At 66.8% G+C, this 16,135-nt stretch carries 17 protein-coding genes; 8 read left to right on the top strand and 9 right to left on the bottom strand.

All coding sequences use genetic code 11. The annotated features are described in order from the left end of the window. The first annotated feature begins 101 nt into the window (after positions 1-101). Positions 102-1,628: an alpha/beta hydrolase gene (locus KV110_RS06020; RefSeq protein WP_218474156.1), complete on the top strand. Its 1,527-nt coding sequence runs from the start codon at positions 102-104 to the stop codon at positions 1,626-1,628. 8 nt (positions 1,629-1,636) lie between these two features. On the opposite strand, the gene KV110_RS06015 is transcribed toward KV110_RS06020, so the two are convergent. Beyond that, positions 1,637-1,840, bottom strand: coding sequence for a type II toxin-antitoxin system VapB family antitoxin (locus KV110_RS06015; protein WP_218474155.1), 204 nt, complete (start codon positions 1,838-1,840; stop codon positions 1,637-1,639). 379 nt (positions 1,841-2,219) lie between these two features. On the opposite strand from KV110_RS06015, the gene KV110_RS06010 reads away from it, so the two are divergent. Next, on the top strand, positions 2,220-3,119 hold the full coding sequence (locus KV110_RS06010) for a phenylalanine 4-monooxygenase (protein ID WP_218474153.1): 900 nt from the start codon (positions 2,220-2,222) through the stop codon (positions 3,117-3,119). A gap of 50 nt (positions 3,120-3,169) precedes the next feature. Here the strand turns inward: KV110_RS06010 and KV110_RS06005 are convergent, their stop codons facing one another. Both KV110_RS06005 and KV110_RS06000 read right to left on the bottom strand, forming a co-directional pair. Beyond that, on the bottom strand, positions 3,170-3,787 hold the full coding sequence (locus KV110_RS06005; RefSeq protein ID WP_218474151.1) for an acyl-CoA-like ligand-binding transcription factor: 618 nt from the start codon (positions 3,785-3,787) through the stop codon (positions 3,170-3,172). Further along, positions 3,777-5,327, bottom strand: coding sequence for an MFS transporter (locus KV110_RS06000; RefSeq protein WP_218474150.1), 1,551 nt, complete (start codon positions 5,325-5,327; stop codon positions 3,777-3,779). The genes KV110_RS06005 and KV110_RS06000 overlap by 11 nt, the downstream gene beginning before the upstream one ends. A 162-nt stretch (positions 5,328-5,489) precedes the next feature. Here KV110_RS06000 and KV110_RS05995 point away from each other — a divergent pair, with 162 nt between their 5' ends. From KV110_RS05995 to KV110_RS05975, 5 genes are all read left to right on the top strand, one after another. After that, positions 5,490-6,779, top strand: a complete 1,290-nt coding sequence (locus tag KV110_RS05995) for a D-alanyl-D-alanine carboxypeptidase family protein (RefSeq protein ID WP_218474148.1) — start codon at positions 5,490-5,492, stop codon at positions 6,777-6,779. Positions 6,780-6,889: 110 nt separating this feature from the next. After that, positions 6,890-7,186, top strand: a complete 297-nt coding sequence (locus KV110_RS05990) for a hypothetical protein (RefSeq protein ID WP_218474146.1) — start codon at positions 6,890-6,892, stop codon at positions 7,184-7,186. 73 nt (positions 7,187-7,259) lie between these two features. After that, a complete protein-coding gene (locus KV110_RS05985; RefSeq protein ID WP_218474144.1) occupies positions 7,260-8,546 on the top strand; it encodes a hypothetical protein in 1,287 nt (428 codons plus the stop codon). Positions 8,547-8,574: 28 nt separating this feature from the next. Then, positions 8,575-9,204 carry a hypothetical protein gene (locus KV110_RS05980; RefSeq protein ID WP_218474143.1) on the top strand — a complete coding sequence of 210 codons (630 nt, stop codon included), beginning with the start codon at positions 8,575-8,577 and terminating at the stop codon, positions 9,202-9,204. A 10-nt stretch (positions 9,205-9,214) separates the two neighbouring features. Beyond that, entirely contained in the window at positions 9,215-10,357 is a 1,143-nt protein-coding gene (locus KV110_RS05975) for an RDD family protein (RefSeq protein WP_218474142.1), read from the top strand. A gap of 21 nt (positions 10,358-10,378) precedes the next feature. Here the strand turns inward: KV110_RS05975 and yhjD are convergent, their stop codons facing one another. From yhjD to KV110_RS05960, 3 genes are read right to left on the bottom strand one after another with little or no spacing between them, the layout of a single operon-like run. Beyond that, on the bottom strand, positions 10,379-11,404 hold the full coding sequence (gene yhjD, locus KV110_RS05970; RefSeq protein ID WP_218474140.1) for an inner membrane protein YhjD: 1,026 nt from the start codon (positions 11,402-11,404) through the stop codon (positions 10,379-10,381). Between the two features lie 41 nt (positions 11,405-11,445). Continuing rightward, positions 11,446-12,477 carry a tryptophan--tRNA ligase gene (gene trpS / locus KV110_RS05965; protein WP_218474138.1) on the bottom strand — a complete coding sequence of 344 codons (1,032 nt, stop codon included), beginning with the start codon at positions 12,475-12,477 and terminating at the stop codon, positions 11,446-11,448. A gap of 22 nt (positions 12,478-12,499) precedes the next feature. Then, the gene (locus tag KV110_RS05960; protein WP_218474137.1) at positions 12,500-13,432 is read right to left on the bottom strand and encodes an oxygenase MpaB family protein; all 933 of its coding nucleotides are present in this window, start codon (positions 13,430-13,432) and stop codon (positions 12,500-12,502) included. A gap of 276 nt (positions 13,433-13,708) precedes the next feature. On the opposite strand from KV110_RS05960, the gene KV110_RS05955 reads away from it, so the two are divergent. Further along, complete coding sequence (locus tag KV110_RS05955) at positions 13,709-14,371, top strand: TetR/AcrR family transcriptional regulator (RefSeq protein ID WP_218474135.1); 663 nt, start codon at positions 13,709-13,711, stop codon at positions 14,369-14,371. Between the two features lie 10 nt (positions 14,372-14,381). Here KV110_RS05955 and KV110_RS05950 read toward each other — a convergent pair whose 3' ends face one another. From KV110_RS05950 to KV110_RS05940, 3 genes are read right to left on the bottom strand one after another with little or no spacing between them, the layout of a single operon-like run. After that, positions 14,382-14,870 carry a barstar family protein gene (locus KV110_RS05950; RefSeq protein ID WP_218474133.1) on the bottom strand — a complete coding sequence of 163 codons (489 nt, stop codon included), beginning with the start codon at positions 14,868-14,870 and terminating at the stop codon, positions 14,382-14,384. After that, positions 14,870-15,352, bottom strand: coding sequence for a guanyl-specific ribonuclease (locus tag KV110_RS05945; protein ID WP_218474132.1), 483 nt, complete (start codon positions 15,350-15,352; stop codon positions 14,870-14,872). Before KV110_RS05945 ends, KV110_RS05950 begins: the two co-directional genes overlap by 1 nt. Then, the gene (locus tag KV110_RS05940; protein WP_246634693.1) at positions 15,349-16,068 is read right to left on the bottom strand and encodes an exodeoxyribonuclease III; all 720 of its coding nucleotides are present in this window, start codon (positions 16,066-16,068) and stop codon (positions 15,349-15,351) included. The genes KV110_RS05945 and KV110_RS05940 overlap by 4 nt, the downstream gene beginning before the upstream one ends. Positions 16,069-16,135 lie beyond the last annotated feature (67 nt).

Here is a 16,135-nt window from a genome sequence, read left to right as displayed (position 1 = left end):
GCCCGCGAACGCGGGGCCGCCCGAGTTGTCCGATCCTGCCGATTGCGGATCGGCGACCGTCGGGCACACTGAGTGCGTCGATCGAGTACAGGGGCACATGAATGGTCAAACCGCGCAAGGGAACCGCGGCAATCCGGCATGCCGTTCTGTTGGCCGCGGTGATCGCCGCGGGCATGCTGGTGACGGCGTGCGACAAGGCCGAGGAGCCCGCCCCGCCACCGGTCCCGAACCTGGATCGGTACTACCAGCAAAAGCTGAGCTGGGGTTCGTGCGAGGGCTACCAGGGTGGTGGCGAGCTCACCGCGGCCGGAATCGAATGTGCGCGGGTGACAGTGCCGATCGACTACGGAAAGCCCGACGGCGACACCGCTCGGATCGCGATCTCCCGGCTGCGCGCGCAGGGCACGCGGGTGGCGGCGCTGCTGACGAACCCGGGCGGACCGGGTGTGCCGGGGCTGACCATGCCGCTCGCGCTGGCGAAAACGCCGGTGGCCGAACGTTTCGACGTGATCGGGATGGACGTGCGCGGGCTCGGCGCCTCGACCCCGCGCGTCAGCTGCCGCACAGCCACCGAATACGAGACGGATCGCTTCGTACTCGGCCGGACCGATCCGCTCGCGGAGATCGACCAGATCGAGCAGGACAACGAGGATTACGCCAACTCATGCGCGCAGCGGACCGGACTCGCGCTGCTCGGGCACGTCGGCACCGGTGACGTCGCCCGCGACATGGATGTCATCCGGGCCGCGCTGGGCGAGCAGAAGCTGACGTACTTCGGCGGGTCCTACGGCACACGCCTCGGTTCGACCTATGCCGAACTGTTTCCGGATCGAGTGCGCGCGATGGTCCTGGACGCTCCCGTCGATCCGACGACGAATATGGGCGACGAGGTGATCACCGCGGCCGGTTTCCAGCAGGCGTTCGACGCCTACGCCGCCGACTGCGCCAAGGCACCGGACTGCCCGCTTGGCACCGACCCGAAGAAGGCCAACGACGTCTACCGCGCGCTGGTACTCCCCCTCATCGAACATCCGATCATCACGCCCGATCGCCGCGGGCTGGACTACAACGCCGCGACGACCGCGACCATTTCCGCGCTCTACCATCCCGATTCCTGGCCCGCGCTCACCAAGGGCTTGACCGAACTCACCAAGGGAAACGGCGAAGCGCTGCTCGGCGAGGCGGGCGCTTACCAGGAGGTCTCCTCCGACGACGTGCACCGCGCGGTGCTGTGCCTGGAGGAGGTCCGGGTGACCGACCGCGCCGTGGCGGCCGATATCGATCACCGATCCCGCGCCGCCGCACCCGCTTTCGACGATGGCCTGATCAATGCCGAGGCGCCCCTCGGCACCTGCGCGTTCTGGCCGGTCCCGCCGACCGCGCAACCGCATGTGCCCACGGCGGTGGGCCTGCCCGAGCTGGTGGTCGTCGCGGTGACCGGCGATCCGGCGACGCCATACGCCGGTGGTGTCAACCTCGCCAAAGCCCTTGGCGCCGCGTTGATCACCTACGAGGGCACGCAGCACGGCGCCGCGTTGGAGGGCATCGCCTGCGTCGACGAGCCGGTACTGAAGTACCTGATCGATCTGACACCACCGGCCGAGGGCCTGCGGTGCTCGAAACCCTGAGCCGCTGACTAGCCGTCGACGACCACGACCTCGGCGGCCGGGAGACTGAACAATGCGGTGGCGGCCAGCTTTTCGAGATGATGCAGCTGGCGTTCGTGCACGACGATCCGGCGCAGTGCCTCGTTGATGGTGGCATTGCTCGTCGAGGTCCCCATGATGGCGGCCGCGGCGGCGAGCAACTTCTGGTCGAGATCGATCCGCACGGATTTCATGCGTCCTCCTTCGTACATTCGCCATTTTGCGCTGTCCGGCCCGCTCATGTCTGGCAAATCAAGCACAGTCACCGAAATTCGCGGCGCGAGCACCGAGAATTTCACGGCTGCACCGGGTTCGGCGGCCAAGCTGGCCCGAGGCAGCAGCGCATACCGGGCGCCGTCCGGACTCTCCGCACACACTCGGCATCGTGTGGTGTCGGACGAAAGGGCGGCTCGCGCACCTACCGCGAGGCCACCGGGAGCCACTGGTCAGCTCGTCGCCGGAATACGCGGTCCGATGCCGGTAATTCCGCACCGAAGCGCGACCAGCTATGCAGTTTGCCAAGCTGGACGGGCTTTTGTTGTCGGACGGCCCGAGCGGTGCTTGCATCGAGGTATGTTCACCGAAGCTCAGCTGTACTCGCCGGTGACCCGGTCCGGCGATGGCGATGTCACCGTCCACCTGAGCGACGAGCACCCCGGCGTGCACGACTCGGATTACCGGGCCCGCCGCAATGCCATCGCCGCGCTGGCGCTCGATTACGCCCCAGGCAAACCCGTTCCGCAGATCGCCTACACCGACGAGGAACAGGAGGTGTGGCGGATCGCGTCGGCCGAACTCGCCCGCAAGCACCGCACCTACGCCTGCGCCGAAGTGCTGGCGGCCTCGGCACGGCTCGCGCTGCCCAAGGACCACATCCCCCAGTTGGACGAGGTCTCGGCCGCACTGGTGCCGCTCAGCGGATTCCGCTACGCCCCCGCCGCCGGGCTGGTGCCGCTGCGGGAGTTCTTCGGCTCGTTCGCGGACCGCACCTTCCACTCAACCCAGTACATTCGGCATCATTCCGCGCCGCTGTACACCCCGGAGCCCGATGCCATCCACGAGATCATCGGCCACGCCAACCAGATCGCGAGCCCGCGCTTCGCCGCCATCTACGAGGCGGTCGGTGCGGCCGTAGGACGGCTGGAGACCGAATCCGCGCTGAAATTCCTCGCGAATGTCTTCTGGTTCTCGATGGAGTTCGGGGTGGTCCGGGAAGACGGCGAAGTGCGTTGTTACGGTGCCGGATTGCTGTCGTCCTACGGTGAGATCGAGGAATTCCGGCATGCCGATCTACGGCCGCTCGACGTCGCCGCGATGGGCACCGCGGTCTACGACATCACGCACTACCAGCCGATTTTGTACTGCGCCGAGTCGGTTGCCGAGATCGAGGACGTGATCGGCGGATTCTTCTCCACGATGGACGACGACACTCCGGAACGGCTGCGCCATTCGAGTGCGGCTGGGGCCCAGTAGGTTTCCCGCAGGCCGGAACCCCGGCGAGAGAGCCGCTTGAACGCGCAGCCTCACTCGCCGGGCTTGTCCTGCCCGATCGGCAACCCCGCTTCCAGCAGATCCAGCATCCGGCCGACGTTTTCGACATTCAGCGGCGTAATTCTCGCGACCGCGAGCCCCGCGCCCGTCAACGCGCCGGCCAGTACCCGGATATCGAAATCATCGGCGGTGCCCTGGACTCGTTCGGCCATCATGGTGGACACCATGTCGATGTTGCGTTCCATTTCCAGTCCGATGGCCGACCGCAGCTCGGGCACGTGATAGATCAGCGCCTGCCGTTCCTGCTCGAAGGCCTGCGCCGACGCGGGCAGTTGCTCGAAGACCTCCACCATCGCGTTGCGGAAAGCGGCCAGCGGCGTGACGTCGGGCGGCTGCGCTCGGACCGCCTCGATCAGCACCGGGTCGAGGTCATCGGCGAGCACCAGCTGTTCCTTGGTCGGGAAGTAGCGAAAGAAGGTGCTCGGCGACACCTCGGCGGCCGCCGCGATCTGCTCGACGGTGGTCTCGCTGTAGCCCTGCTCGCGGAACAGCCGGAACGCTTCCAGTCGAATCGTCCGGCGAGTCCGCTCCTTCTTCCGCTCCCGCAGGCCACGCACCGCTGGCTCTTCGCCGGACAATTCAACTGACATGTGTCGATTCTGACGTATCCGTGCCAGGTCCGACATCCAGCCGCTCCCGAGCTTCAGCAGCGCTGACTTCGACCGGCTGCTTCGATCGGACGAAGGCGACGGCGACCGCGGCCGACAACGCGCAAAGGATCGCGCAGACCCAGAGCATCGCGGCCATGCCGCCGACGAAAGCGTTCTGCACCTGGTGCAGGACCGTGGAGTCGCCCAGTTCGTGCGCCACCGCCACCCCGGCGTTCACTCCGTCGGAGACCGGTTCCCGGTTCAACGAGCCGAGTTCCGAGCGGTAGCGGGTGGACAGCACCGTGCCCAGGATCGCGACACCGATGGTGCCACCCGCCTGCCGCAGCGCTTGGATCAACGCGGAACCGGAACCGGAACGTTCCGCGGTGAGTTCGCCCATTGCCAGGCCCATGGCCGTCGGCATGGCCAGCCCCATGCCGGCGCCGAGCAGGGTCGTCCACAGCGCGGTGAAACCGTAGCCGCTGTCCACCGTGGTCATCGCGCCGAGCGCGAGCGCACCCGCCAGCAGCGCGAATCCCACACCGAGCATTGCCCTGGCGCCGAGCTTCGGCAGTGCCAGGTCGACCAGCCTGCTGCCGACGACCAGCCCGCCGATCAGTGGTAGCAGCCGCAGCCCGCTGCCCAGTGCGTCTACGCCGAGAACGGCCTGGAAATACTGCGGCGCGGTGAAGAACATGCCGAACATCGCGAAGTTGACGATGATGGAAAGGGCAGTGCCCCAGCGGAATCCGGTGGTCTCGAACAGCGTGAGGTCGACGAGCGGATGCGCCGTCCTTCGCTGCCAGAGCACGAACACGCCGAGCAGCAGCACCCCGGCCGCGACTGCCGACCAAGCCGGTCCATTGTCCCAACCGTGCTCGCCGATCCGAATGAACCCGTAGGTGAGACCGAGCATGCCGACGACCGACAACAGCACACTCGGTACGTCCACGCGAAATCGGTTCTCGCTGCGCGATTCCGGAACCAGGGCGAGCACGGCCAGCGCGCCGATGATCACCATCGGCACGTTGATCAGGAACACCGACCCCCACCAGAAGTTCCGCAACAGCCAGCCGCCGACGATGGGCCCCAGCGGCAGTCCGATCGCCGTCGAGGTGATCCAGATGGTGAGCGCGCGCTGCCGCGCGGCCGGCTCCGGAAACAGTGACGGCAGCACCGACATGGACAGCGGCATCATCGCGGCGGCCGCGACGCCGAGCACCACCCGTGCGGCGATCAGCTGACCCGCCGAGGCGGCGAAGGCGCAGGCAACGGACGCGCCACCGAACACGAGCAGCGCCGCGAGCAGAAACTTCTTGCGGCCGTATCGGTCGCCGAGCGCACCGGCGGGCAGCATCACGGCGGCCAGGGCGAGCGTGTACGCGCTGCTGAACCATTGCAGCGCAGCGGTATTCGCATTCAGATCGACAGCCAGCGTTGGCAGCGCCACGGTGAGCACCGTGACGTCTAGCCCGATGGTCAGCATCGCGACCGACAGCGCGCCGAGCGCAAGCCAGCGGCGGGTCGAGTCTGCCTTCATGATCCCTCCCGAAATGATAGATACTACTTTTTGATAGTAACTCTCATTTAATAGGAGCTGTCAATACTCGGCACCCGATGATCCGAGTCACGACGCGCTCAGGGGGCCATCCGCGGTCTGGCGACGGACCTCATCCCGCGGAACCCTTTAAGCTCGCGAACGATGAAGATCCGGGACTCGCGCCGCCGCGCCACGCTTCGCCTCGGTTCCGCGCTGGCCGCCCTGGCCGTGCTCGCGGGCTCGACCGCCGTTCCGTCGTTCGCCGCGCCACCCAGCACGACACCGACGCCGTTCACCACGCCGAACACCGACACCTGCCCGCAGAAGACGCGCCCGCCCGCGCCGATCGACCTGTCCGAGGTGCCGGCACCGGGCCAGCCGACACCCAACGCGCTGCCGATTCCCACGCCGCCCGTCGGCGGCAGCAGGCTCGGCGAATGCGGCCTGGTACTGCCCAAGGGGGCGCCTGCCGTGCCACAGGACATTTCGGCGACCTCATGGCAGCTCTCGGACCTGGACACGGGCGAGGTGCTCGCGGCCAAGGATCCGCACGGCCGCTACCGGCCCGCCAGCACCATCAAGGTGCTGCTCGCCACGATCGCGCTGCGCACCCTGGATCTGAACAAGGTGATCGTCGGCACGCAGGACGACGCGAATGCCGACGGCACCCGGGTCGGTATCGGTCCCGGCGGCCGCTATACCAACCGGCAGCTGATGCAGGGCCTGATCATGGCATCCGGCAACGACGCGGCGCACGCCATCGCCACCCAGCTCGGCGGCGAAGCGGCCACCGTCGCGAAGATGAACGAGCTCGCGAAGTCGTTGGGCGCCTTGGACACTCGCACGGCGACCCCGTCCGGGCTGGACGGTCCCGGCATGAGCAGCTCGGCTTACGACCTGTCGGTGCTGTTCCGCGAGGCCATGACGATTCCGCTGTTCGCCGAGCTCATCCACACCGAGCAGGTGGACTTCCCCGGTTATCCCGGGAACCCGGAGATCCCGGGCGACAAGGACCATCCCGGCTTCCCCATCGGCAATGACAACCATCTGCTCTACGACTACGCGGGCGCCATCGGCGGCAAGACCGGGTTCACCGACGACGCCAGGCAGACCTTCGTCGCCGCCGCCGAACGCAACGGCCGCCGTCTCGTCGTCACCCTCCTCAAAGCCGACGTGCGCCCACTGCGCCCCACCGACCAGGCGGCGCGCCTACTCGACTACGGCTTCGCCCTCCCCCGCGGCACCTCGGTCGGCCGACTCCCCGACACCGACCGGAAGCAACCCAAAAACGGTGCCGCCCTTGCCGCCCCACCGCCCAGCGACGCCGACCAGCAATCCCAGCCACTCGCCGACGACAACCACGACGACAACCGGGCTGTCTGGATCGTCGGCGGCGCGATCCTGGTCCTCGCTCTCCTCCTCGGCGCCCGCCGGATCAACCGGCGACAGTAGCTCTCGCGGAATATCCGCGGGGATGGAACCGATGCCTGCGCCGCTGCGTCTATGGAGGTATCAGTAGTTCTGTCGACCGGGCTCGATTGCGTGCGAAGGGGTGCATTGGCGTGGCCGGGATTCTTGGCGTGGACATCGAGCTGTTGGGCAAGACGGTCCGGTCGCTGCGTAGCGCCGAGCAGGTACTGAATGACGCGATGCAGGCGATGTCCAGCGCAGGCCACGGCGATATCGGTACGCAGGTGCTCAACGACGCGGCCGACAGCTTCCAACGCCGGTGGCGTTTCGGGATCGAGCGGATCGGCCAAGCGGCCAAGGTCACCGCGGACGGTGTGGCCAAGTGCCATGACGCCTACCAGGGCGTCGACAACACGCTCGCCACAGTGCTCGAGCAGGCCACGCCATGAGCGAGCGCAGCGAGCGAATGGTGTCACAGTGCGCATCGCGCATGCCGGAGCCGAGCGCCAGCGAGGTGCAGGCATGAGCGAGAACCCTTACCCCAACCTCGGTTTCAACCCGGTCCCCGGCGCGCCCACCGATGTGAGCGGGCTGCGCGTACAGATCGACACCGCGGCGGACGCGGTCCGGGAGACCAACGAACTGCTGTCCCGGCTGCGCAACAGCAACGACAGTGCGTGGGTGGGGGACGCGGGCGATGCCTTCCGCGCGGACTTCGACGCCACCCTGGCCCAAGATCTCGGCTACGCGCAGCGATCGCTCGAACGCGCTGTCGCCCTGCTCGATGGGTGGCACACCGATCTCGTCGGCTACCAGGACATTGCCAAAGGACTCGAAGCCGAGGCCGCGGACGCGAAAGGACGGCACAGCCAGGCCGTCGCGGCTTTGCAACGGGCCCAGGCCAACCCGGACCTCGGCCTGGCGCACGTGATGTTCACCGACCAAGGTGAACTCCAGGCCGCGCAATCCCGCCTCGACGCGGCGGCCGCCAAGGTCCGATCGGCAAGCGCCGCGGTCGACGACTCGCAGGCGAAGATCGATTCCGTCCTTCAGCGCGCCCGCGACCTCGCGAGCCAGCACGACCGCACAGCTCGCCGGATCGCTGCCGAATTGGACGCCGCCGCAAAAGATTTCGCACCCCGTCCGCCGGACAAGAGCATCTGGGATCGCATAGCGGACGCGGTCGCGGCCGTGGGTAAGTGGATCGATGAGCACCGTGAGGGAGTCCACCAGGCGCTCTCGATCATTGCCGCGGTCGGCAGCCTGGTCGCTCTTGTGACGCCGCCGCCTTTCGACATCATCGGTTTCACGTTCGCCGCGGCCGCCACCGCCGGACTCTTGGCACTCGACTTGTCCGATCCGACGATCCGTGCGGGTCTGCAGAATGGGGAGCTGGATGCGTGGAAGACGGTGGGGCTGGACTCATTAGGATTCGCGCCCGTCGGGGGTGCCGGAATCGCGGCCGGGAAAGTTGGCGGGGGCCTGCTGCGCGGTAGTGAGGCTCTCGCGGATGGCGCTCATGCCGCCCAATCGCTGGGTGCGGTCGAGCGCATCGGCGGGTCCGTCTACAACGCGGTCACCCATGAGCCTTTGCTGACGTCCAAGATAGCCGGAAAAATCCCCGGTGTTTCGACCATTGTCGATGCGTTGAACTTGGACAACGCCACTCGCAACGTATTTCAGCTGACCGGGCTGGCCGGGCGGAACGCCGAGGTCGCCACCGCCGAGGCTGTCGACCTGTTCGCCCGTTCCGGCAAGGTGGTTCATTCGATTCTGAATCCCGTTGCGTCGCAGGTATCGGATCACTGACATGACGACAACTGGAGCACCGGCATCCTTGTCGCTCGCGATCGATATCCCGGATGGCTACATCGGGCTCCCGCGCGACGATATCGATCGTGCGATAACACGAACGGAAGCTACCTTCGCTCAGGTCGGCCCTGGCCCCGTGAGTTCGGCAGCACCTGGGGTGCTCCAGGCGTTGCGGGTGCTACTCGCCCGGATCACGCGGCTGAACGCGGCGTATTGCGGTCTCGGCCGACATTCGGCTTCGGATGGTCAGTTGATTTCATCGAACCTGATCGTCTCGTTGAACGAGTACGGCGAACGCAGGAATCCCCGCCTGACCTTGGCGGAGCTGCTGACCAGACGATGCGGCGGCGGCGAGACTTTCAAGAATATCGAGCTGGTCGAAGTATCAGGAAAACCCGTGCTGATGCTGGACAGAGTGCGAACCCTCCCAACGCCCGACCTTCCCGGTCGAACGCCCGATCTCGATCAGCAGATTTATCAGCTCGAGGCTGTTGTTCCTTCCTCGGATGGCTCCGCGATCGCGGTCATCGAATTCTCTACGACGTTCGTCGAATACGGGGAGGAATTTCTGCCGATGATCATCGCAATGGCGTCCTCGGTGCACATCACGACCTCGGCCCCCCGGTCCGATACTCCGTCCTCGCTGGATCTGTGAGCCGATGATCATGGCCAATGATGTTGTCGCGCCGTTGCCCGCCAAATCCTGCCCGGCGACGAGGCTCGCCATGCGGAAGGGCGTTCTGGTCCGCTGGCTCCTCTTCTTGGTCGGCCTCGCATGCTTTCCCCTCACCGTGGTGTTGATCGATATCAAAGACCGGGTCGGCTCGAACCTTTCGACGGTCGTTTCGCTCGGTATCAATCTTGCTGCCGCCGCTATGACGGTAGGGCTGATCTTGGGTGGCGTACTCCTGTGGACCAACCGGCGGAGACGGAAGGCGCTGAAGCGGTACCCCTGGTTGCCCTGGCCGGTGAAGTACCTCTCCACCGGCCGCTATGAATGGGTACAACTCCTCGATCAGCATCGCCGACCGGTATCGACGCTCATCTTGAGCACCTGGCCCAGAGATATCGGAAAGCTGGTGAACCACAAGACCTCCGAGATCTGGTTCGCCGGTGATCCGATGAAGTACGGTGTTGTCTCTCGACCCGGGGGCGGCGATCTGCGTTACGCCTACCGCTCCAGGTCCAGAACTCCTCCCCAATTCACTTTCCGGACAACCGATTCGAGCACCGAGCTGGATACGAGCACATCGTCGCGGCCGGAGTACCAACTGACCCGGGAGCGCGGACACACCTCGATGAAGCCGGTAGGCGAATCGCAGGGCAAGCAGAAGCGGCACGGCGCGAAAGACGATGCCCGGTACCCGTCACCACGCACGCTTCGCCGCACCCTCGCCTTCATCGTCGATTGGGTTGTCCATGTGGGGTGTGGAGTCGGTGCGGCGCTCGCCATCGGCCCCGGGTTCTCGCCAGCCGCCATTGCACGACACGATTGGCAGCAGCTGGACGTGAATCCGGTTGCCGCGGTTGGTTTCTTCCTGGTCGCGTCCGCAGTCGACCGTGTCGTGATGCAGGCCATCTTCCACACCACCGTGGGCAAGGCGCTGTTCGGTTTGGTTGTCATTCGTCCGCAAGACGGCACGTACCCGTCATTCGGTCGCCTCCTGGCGGTGTGGCTCTTCGATCTGTACCTGCCGATCGGCGTCGTCGGAGGTGGAACCGGCCCGGACGAGCTCGGCGACTACTTCCTACCCGCCGTACGGCGGCGAGACGTGACGCGCGGTCGGACAGCCGAGACGTCGATGTAAGGGCTTGCCGGTGGTCGCGGCTCAGCGGCGGGGGCGGCGCAGCCCGGAAAGGGCAAGGGCGGCTAGGGCGCCCGCGCCGAAGAAGGTGGCGCCCGCGCCGACGGAGAATTCGCGGACGGTGGTACGCGGGGCGATGACCGCGGCCGGGGGTGCCGGAATGTCTGCTTCGCGCTCGTTGTCCGAGGCGGTGGCGGCCCATGCGGTGGCGAACAGGATGATGCGGTAGGTGATGTAGCTGAAGACCATCAGGCCGATGATCGAGCCGAACGCGGCGCCGGCGGGGCTGGACAGCACGGTCTGCAGGTAGATTGATGCGACGAACTTGAACACCTCGAAAACCACGGCGGCCAGCGCCGCGGCCTTGGCCGCACTGGCCAGGGTGACCGGTTCCCGCGGCAGCCGCGCGATGATCCAGGCGAACACCGCCCAGGAGGCGAGGAAGCCGAGGAAGATCGACACCAGCGCCAGCAAGAACCGGGCGCCGGGCAGGTCCGAAAGGCCGAGGCTGATCAGCAGCCGAGCGCCGAGCGTGCTCGACGCCAATGCGGAAAGCCCGAGCGAGACAACGAAGGCCAAGCCGAGGCCGACCAGCGCGCCGAGATCGGACAGCTTGGCCAGAAACCAATTCTGTTCCTGGGTCTTCTGCTCCCACTGCTCGGTCAATGCCGCGCGCAGGTTGGCCATCCAACCGAGCCCGGTATAGAACCCGGTCAGCAAGCCGAGCACGCCGACCGTGCCGCGGGACTCGACCGCCTTGTCGACCAGCTCGTTCAGTTGTTCACCCAGCGAGCCTGGAATGTTGTCGACGATCTTGGTCTGCACCTCGCCGAGCAGCTCCGGGTTGCTCGACAGCACGAAACCCGCGACCGCGAAGGCGACCATCAGCAGCGGAAACAGCGAAAGCACCGTGAAATACGTGATGCCCGCCGCGTAGTAGTCGCCGCGCTGACGTTGATACCGCCCGCCCGCGCGGACCAGGTGGTCCAGCCACGGCAGCGCCTGGATCCGTCGTTCGATCCCGGCCTTGATGTTGTCGATCACCTGCACCAGTTCGCCCCCTTCAGGAGAGATCTCGCAGGTTCCGACCGTTAGCGGGCCAGCAGGCCCATTCGGTCGTATACCTGTGCGAGGGTGTTGCCGGCGATCTCTCGCGCGCGCTCGGCACCGGCGGCGAGGATACGGTCGAGTTCGCCCTGATCCGACAAATACTCTTGCACCTTCGCCTGCAATGGCGTGACAAATTCCACCAGCGCGTCGGCCACATCGGATTTCAGGTCGCCGTAGCCCTTGCCCGCGTAGTCCTGTTCGAGCGTCACGATCGGGTTGCCGGACAGCGAGCTCAGGATCACCAGCAGATTGCTCACCCCCGGCTTCTGCTCCGGGTCGTAGCGAATCTCGCGCTCGGTGTCGGTGACGGCCGAGCGGATCTTCTTGGCGGTCACCTTCGGATCGTCGAGCAGGTTGATCAGGCCCGCGTCGGTGGACGCCGACTTGCTCATCTTCGAGGTCGGATCCTGCAGGTCGTAGATCTTGGCGGTGCCCTTGACGATGTGCGCCTCCGGCACCACGAACGTCTTCTTGAACCGGGTGTTGAAGCGCTGCGCCAGGTTTCGGGTCAACTCCAGGTGCTGACGCTGGTCCTCGCCGACGGGCACCTGGTGGGCGCGGTAGAGCAGGATGTCGGCCGCCATCAGGACGGGGTAGGTGAACAGGCCGACGGAGGCGTTCTCCGCGCCCTGCTTGACCGACTTGTCCTTGAACTGGGTCATCCGGCTGGCCTCGCCGAACCCGGTGATGCTGCTGAGCACCCAGGCCAGCTCGGCATGCTCGGGTACCTGGCTCTGCACGAACAGCGTCGACTTCTTCGGGTCGATGCCGAGCGCGAGCAGCTGTGCGGCGGCGGCCTTGGTCTTGGCCCGCAGTTGCTTCGGGTCCTGCGGCACGGTGATCGCATGCAGATTCGGGATGAAGTACAGCGAGTCGTAGTCGTCCTGCATGGTCACCCAGTACTGCAGCGCCCCAAGGTAGTTACCGAGGTGGAACGAGGTACCGGTGGGCTGGATCCCGGACAGGACCCGCTGCTTGCGTTCAGCGGCCGGGGTTTCTGCAGGAACGGACATACCCCGAATCTTTCCATGCGCATCAAGCGGAATTTCGCTGCACCCAGTTCCGCGGGTCGACCCCCGGCATACTCGGCCGCCCGGTGCCGACGAGTTGGCGTTCCCGCTGGGAAACGAGCTTGTAGACCGGGGCACTCGGTCCGGCCAAAGTGCCGCGCAACACCGGCGGCACCAGCGGCGGCGCGACATGCGCGGTCCGCACGGCCTGAGCCAGCGCCCGGTAGGCCACCTGTTCGGCCCGCCCCCAACCCATCCCGTACATCTGCCGGATCCGCGGTGGCAGGCTGCCCTGCACCAGCAGGAAGAACGCGGAGGTGACCTGCTGCAACGGCATCCGCTGCGGATACGGCACCCGCTGCCCCGCCAGATAGGAGCCGACCAGCCGCGCCTCGTCGGTGAGGAACAGCTCATCGGAGGCGAGGTAGGTGGCGAAGGACGCGCGGAACTCCGGGTAGCTGCCCGGCGCCGCCGCTCTGGGCATGCCGAAGAGCTCAGCCCAACGCACGTAATCCTGGTAGAGGCCCTCGCGTTCGCCGTCGGTCATGGTGCGGACCAGCAGGTCATACATCACTTCGGCGGAGTCGAAGGTGAACGCCATCGTCATGTACATCAGGTGCGGATCGAGCGCGGAGTAACCGGTGCCTGCCGGATGCCGTTGGCCCGCATCTTCGGGCAGGGCGCCGCGCACCTTTGCATGCTTCTTCGTGGTGAACGCGAGCGCGCGGTCCGCCTCGTCCTTGCTGCCGAGGAAGACGGCCTCGAACAGGTGGCCGGTGAGTGCGAGCCGGGTGTAGGGCGTCATCCGATGCTCGGTGTTCTCCGCGGTACCGACGTAGAGCAGCGGATGCACCGCCCCGACGACCAGGGCCCGCTGGCCGTAGGTCAGGCCGACCGCACGCTTGCTCATCACCCGCCTGGCCATGGAACGGTCGCTGAAGTAGCCGGGCTGCGACATTTCTGCCTCCTCATCGAGAGCATCTGGCAACAGCATCCGCCAGATTCGAGATTCTGGCAATACTCTCTGCCAGAATTGACGCGTGCCAGAATCAGAACTGTGACTGCATCGCGTAGCGATTCTTTGGGGGGTGGTGGCCGGGCGACGGGTGGGCCTGCATCGCGTAGCGATTCCGTGGGGGGTGGTGGCCGGGCGACGGGTGGGCCTGCATCGCGTAGCGATTCCGTGGGGGGTGGTGGCCGGGCGACGGGTGGGCCTGCATCGCGTAGCGATTCCGTGAGGGGTGGTGGCCGGGCGACGGGTGGGCCTGCGTCGCGGACCTATGGCGGCATTTCCGCGGACGAGCGCCGGGCGCAGCGGCGCGCGGCGCTGTTGGAGGCGGCGCTGGAGATCATCGGCACCCAGGGGCTCGCCAAGCTGACCGTCTCCGGCCTGTGTGCCAAGGCCGGACTCAACGAGCGGTACTACTACGAGAGCTTCGACAGTCGCGACGCCGTGCTGACGGCGCTCATCGACACGATCGCCGAGGAACTCGCGATCGCGATCGTCGCGGCGGTGGGTACCGCCCCGAAGGATTCGCGGGGCACGGCACGGGCCGCGATCGCCGCGGGCATCCATCTGCTCACCGATGACCCGCGCAAGGCCAAGGTCGCGCTGGTCGCGGGCATGGCTACGCCGGAGTTGCGGGCCCGCACCACCGAAACAGTCCGGGTGTTCGCGCGGATGGTCGCGGCCGAGGGCATCGACTTCTACGGGATCGACGACCCGCAATCGGATCCGGCGATCGACTTCCGGGCCAACTATCTGGTCGGCGGGCTGGTGCAGACGCTGACGGCCTGGCTACAGGGCGAGCTTCCGCTCACCCGCGACGAGCTGATCGAGCACACGACCGATGTATTCGTCTTGCTAGGTGAGGATTTGGCGCGCCGGTTGGGGTGAGCTGGTTCCCTCAGAGTTCCAGTGAAACATCCTGCAAGCCGGTCGATTCGCCTTGCAGCACAACACGGAACGGGATGCCCTTGCGTGACCAGTACTCGGCACAGTCGCGCATTGCCGCCGCGAACCACTCCCGTTCGGTCGGCTCGTCGGCCAGCAGTCGGGCCGAATCGCGAACCACGAGAATGTATCCGGTGCCGTCGCCGACGAAATCGTCCAGGTCCCGCAGGCATTCGTCGAAGGCGTCCTTGTTCTCGCCGAAGTAGTACGGAAACTGCAGTGCGGCGGCCACTTCGTCGAACACCCGCTTGACTGTCTGCATCTTCGCGCCGCGCAATTCGCGCACCTGGTAGCCGGACGGCGCGCGGTAACGCAGGCCGCTCAACTCGGCCGCGTCGACAGTGGCCGCGCCGACCGCCGGGGCGGCGGCGAGCCGCTGTGCGCTGGCGTCGGATTCGACTGGGCGAGCAAGAAACTGTGACAACGTGACGGACTCGGTCATCAGCGCATCCTCGTGAAGGTCTCGTAGTGGTCCCCGGTGTACCAGGCGGTTCCGTCGCTGCCGGTGACGATGCGCTCGGCATCGCGAGATCGGCCGCGCGGCTTGGGATTCACGTCCCACTCCTGGTAGGTGATCGGCTTGCCCGCGGCATCTTTGGCGGGCAGCGTGGCTTCGCGATTCATCCAGCGATCGCCGCCCTTGGTGCCGGGGGCGTTCGCCGAATCGGGCCAGCGGCCCGCATCGATTTCGCGCAAGGTGGTGTAGGCGCGGTCCGGGACGCCCGGCGCGCGACTGGTCGGCGCGGCGGCGTCCGGCGGCCGTTGCTGGGTTGCGGCGGGCGCGCTGTTGGTGGTGCGGGTGGTAGGGGCCGTGCCGGTGTCGTTGCCCTCGCCACGCAATCCGAGGACAACGGCCACGACCAGCGCCAGCACCGCCGCACCGACCACGGCGAGCGTGCGAATTGCCTTCGGCGACAGGTTCATCGGTACTGGACCGTGACCGGGGCGTGGTCGGACCAGCGCTGGTCGTAGGCGGCGGCGCGTTCCACCACGGCCTGCTTGGCGCGTGCCGCGAGATCGCCGCGGGCCAGCTGATAGTCGATGCGCCAGCCGGTGTCGTTGTCGAACGCGCGCCCGCGGTAGGACCACCAGCTGTACGGGCCGTCGACGCCCGGGTGCAGCTTGCGCACCACGTCGACATAGCCCGCGGCGAGCAGTTGATCGATCCAGGCCCGCTCGTCCGGCAGGAATCCGGCCGACTTCAGGTTGCCCTTCCAGTTCTTCAGGTCGCGCTCGGTGTGCGCGATGTTCCAGTCACCGCTCACCACGAAATCGCCCGTGTGGGCGATGAGGTAAGCGCCGAGTTCGGCCAGGTAGCGGTACTTTTCGTCCTGGCGAGGGGTGCCGGCGTCACCGGAGTGCACGTAGACGCTGGCCACGGTGACCTCGTCGAAGTCGGCCTCGAGATAGCGGCCGGACGCGCCGAACTCGCTGCTGCCGAACCCGATTCGCACCGCACTCGGCTCCCGCCTGGACAGGATCGCGACACCGGCCCGGCCCTTGGACTCCGGCTCGGCGTGCGCCAGCCACCACCCATCGGCCAGCGCCGGTGCCAGCGCCGCTCTGGTCTGCTCGTCGGTGGCCCGCGTCTCCTGGACGCAGACGATGTCGGCCTCGGTGGCGGCGAGCCAGGCCAGCATGCCTTTGCCCGTAGCCGCGCGGACGCCGTTTACGTTCACAGTCGAAATGATGTAGGCCACCGGACGA

The organism is Nocardia iowensis (genome assembly GCF_019222765.1).
In the GTDB taxonomy this organism is placed as follows: Bacteria; Actinomycetota; Actinomycetes; order Mycobacteriales; family Mycobacteriaceae; genus Nocardia; species Nocardia iowensis.
The sequence above is the reverse complement of the archived record's forward strand: the minus strand, read 5'-3'. Positions and strand labels throughout refer to the sequence as shown.

Coding starts and splice junctions, on each gene's coding strand:
- KV110_RS06020 (WP_218474156.1), top strand. CDS start 102: ATGGTCAAACCGCGCAAGGGAACCGCGGCAATCCGGCATGCCGTTCTG.
- KV110_RS06015 (WP_218474155.1), bottom strand. CDS start 1,840: ATGAAATCCGTGCGGATCGATCTCGACCAGAAGTTGCTCGCCGCCGCG.
- KV110_RS06010 (WP_218474153.1), top strand. CDS start 2,220: ATGTTCACCGAAGCTCAGCTGTACTCGCCGGTGACCCGGTCCGGCGAT.
- KV110_RS06005 (WP_218474151.1), bottom strand. CDS start 3,787: ATGTCAGTTGAATTGTCCGGCGAAGAGCCAGCGGTGCGTGGCCTGCGG.
- KV110_RS06000 (WP_218474150.1), bottom strand. CDS start 5,327: ATGAAGGCAGACTCGACCCGCCGCTGGCTTGCGCTCGGCGCGCTGTCG.
- KV110_RS05995 (WP_218474148.1), top strand. CDS start 5,490: ATGAAGATCCGGGACTCGCGCCGCCGCGCCACGCTTCGCCTCGGTTCC.
- KV110_RS05985 (WP_218474144.1), top strand. CDS start 7,260: ATGAGCGAGAACCCTTACCCCAACCTCGGTTTCAACCCGGTCCCCGGC.
- KV110_RS05975 (WP_218474142.1), top strand. CDS start 9,215: ATGGCCAATGATGTTGTCGCGCCGTTGCCCGCCAAATCCTGCCCGGCG.
- trpS (WP_218474138.1), bottom strand. CDS start 12,477: ATGTCCGTTCCTGCAGAAACCCCGGCCGCTGAACGCAAGCAGCGGGTC.
- KV110_RS05960 (WP_218474137.1), bottom strand. CDS start 13,432: ATGTCGCAGCCCGGCTACTTCAGCGACCGTTCCATGGCCAGGCGGGTG.
- KV110_RS05950 (WP_218474133.1), bottom strand. CDS start 14,870: ATGACCGAGTCCGTCACGTTGTCACAGTTTCTTGCTCGCCCAGTCGAA.
- KV110_RS05945 (WP_218474132.1), bottom strand. CDS start 15,352: ATGAACCTGTCGCCGAAGGCAATTCGCACGCTCGCCGTGGTCGGTGCG.
- KV110_RS05940 (WP_246634693.1), bottom strand. CDS start 16,068: ATGCTGGCCTGGCTCGCCGCCACCGAGGCCGACATCGTCTGCGTCCAG.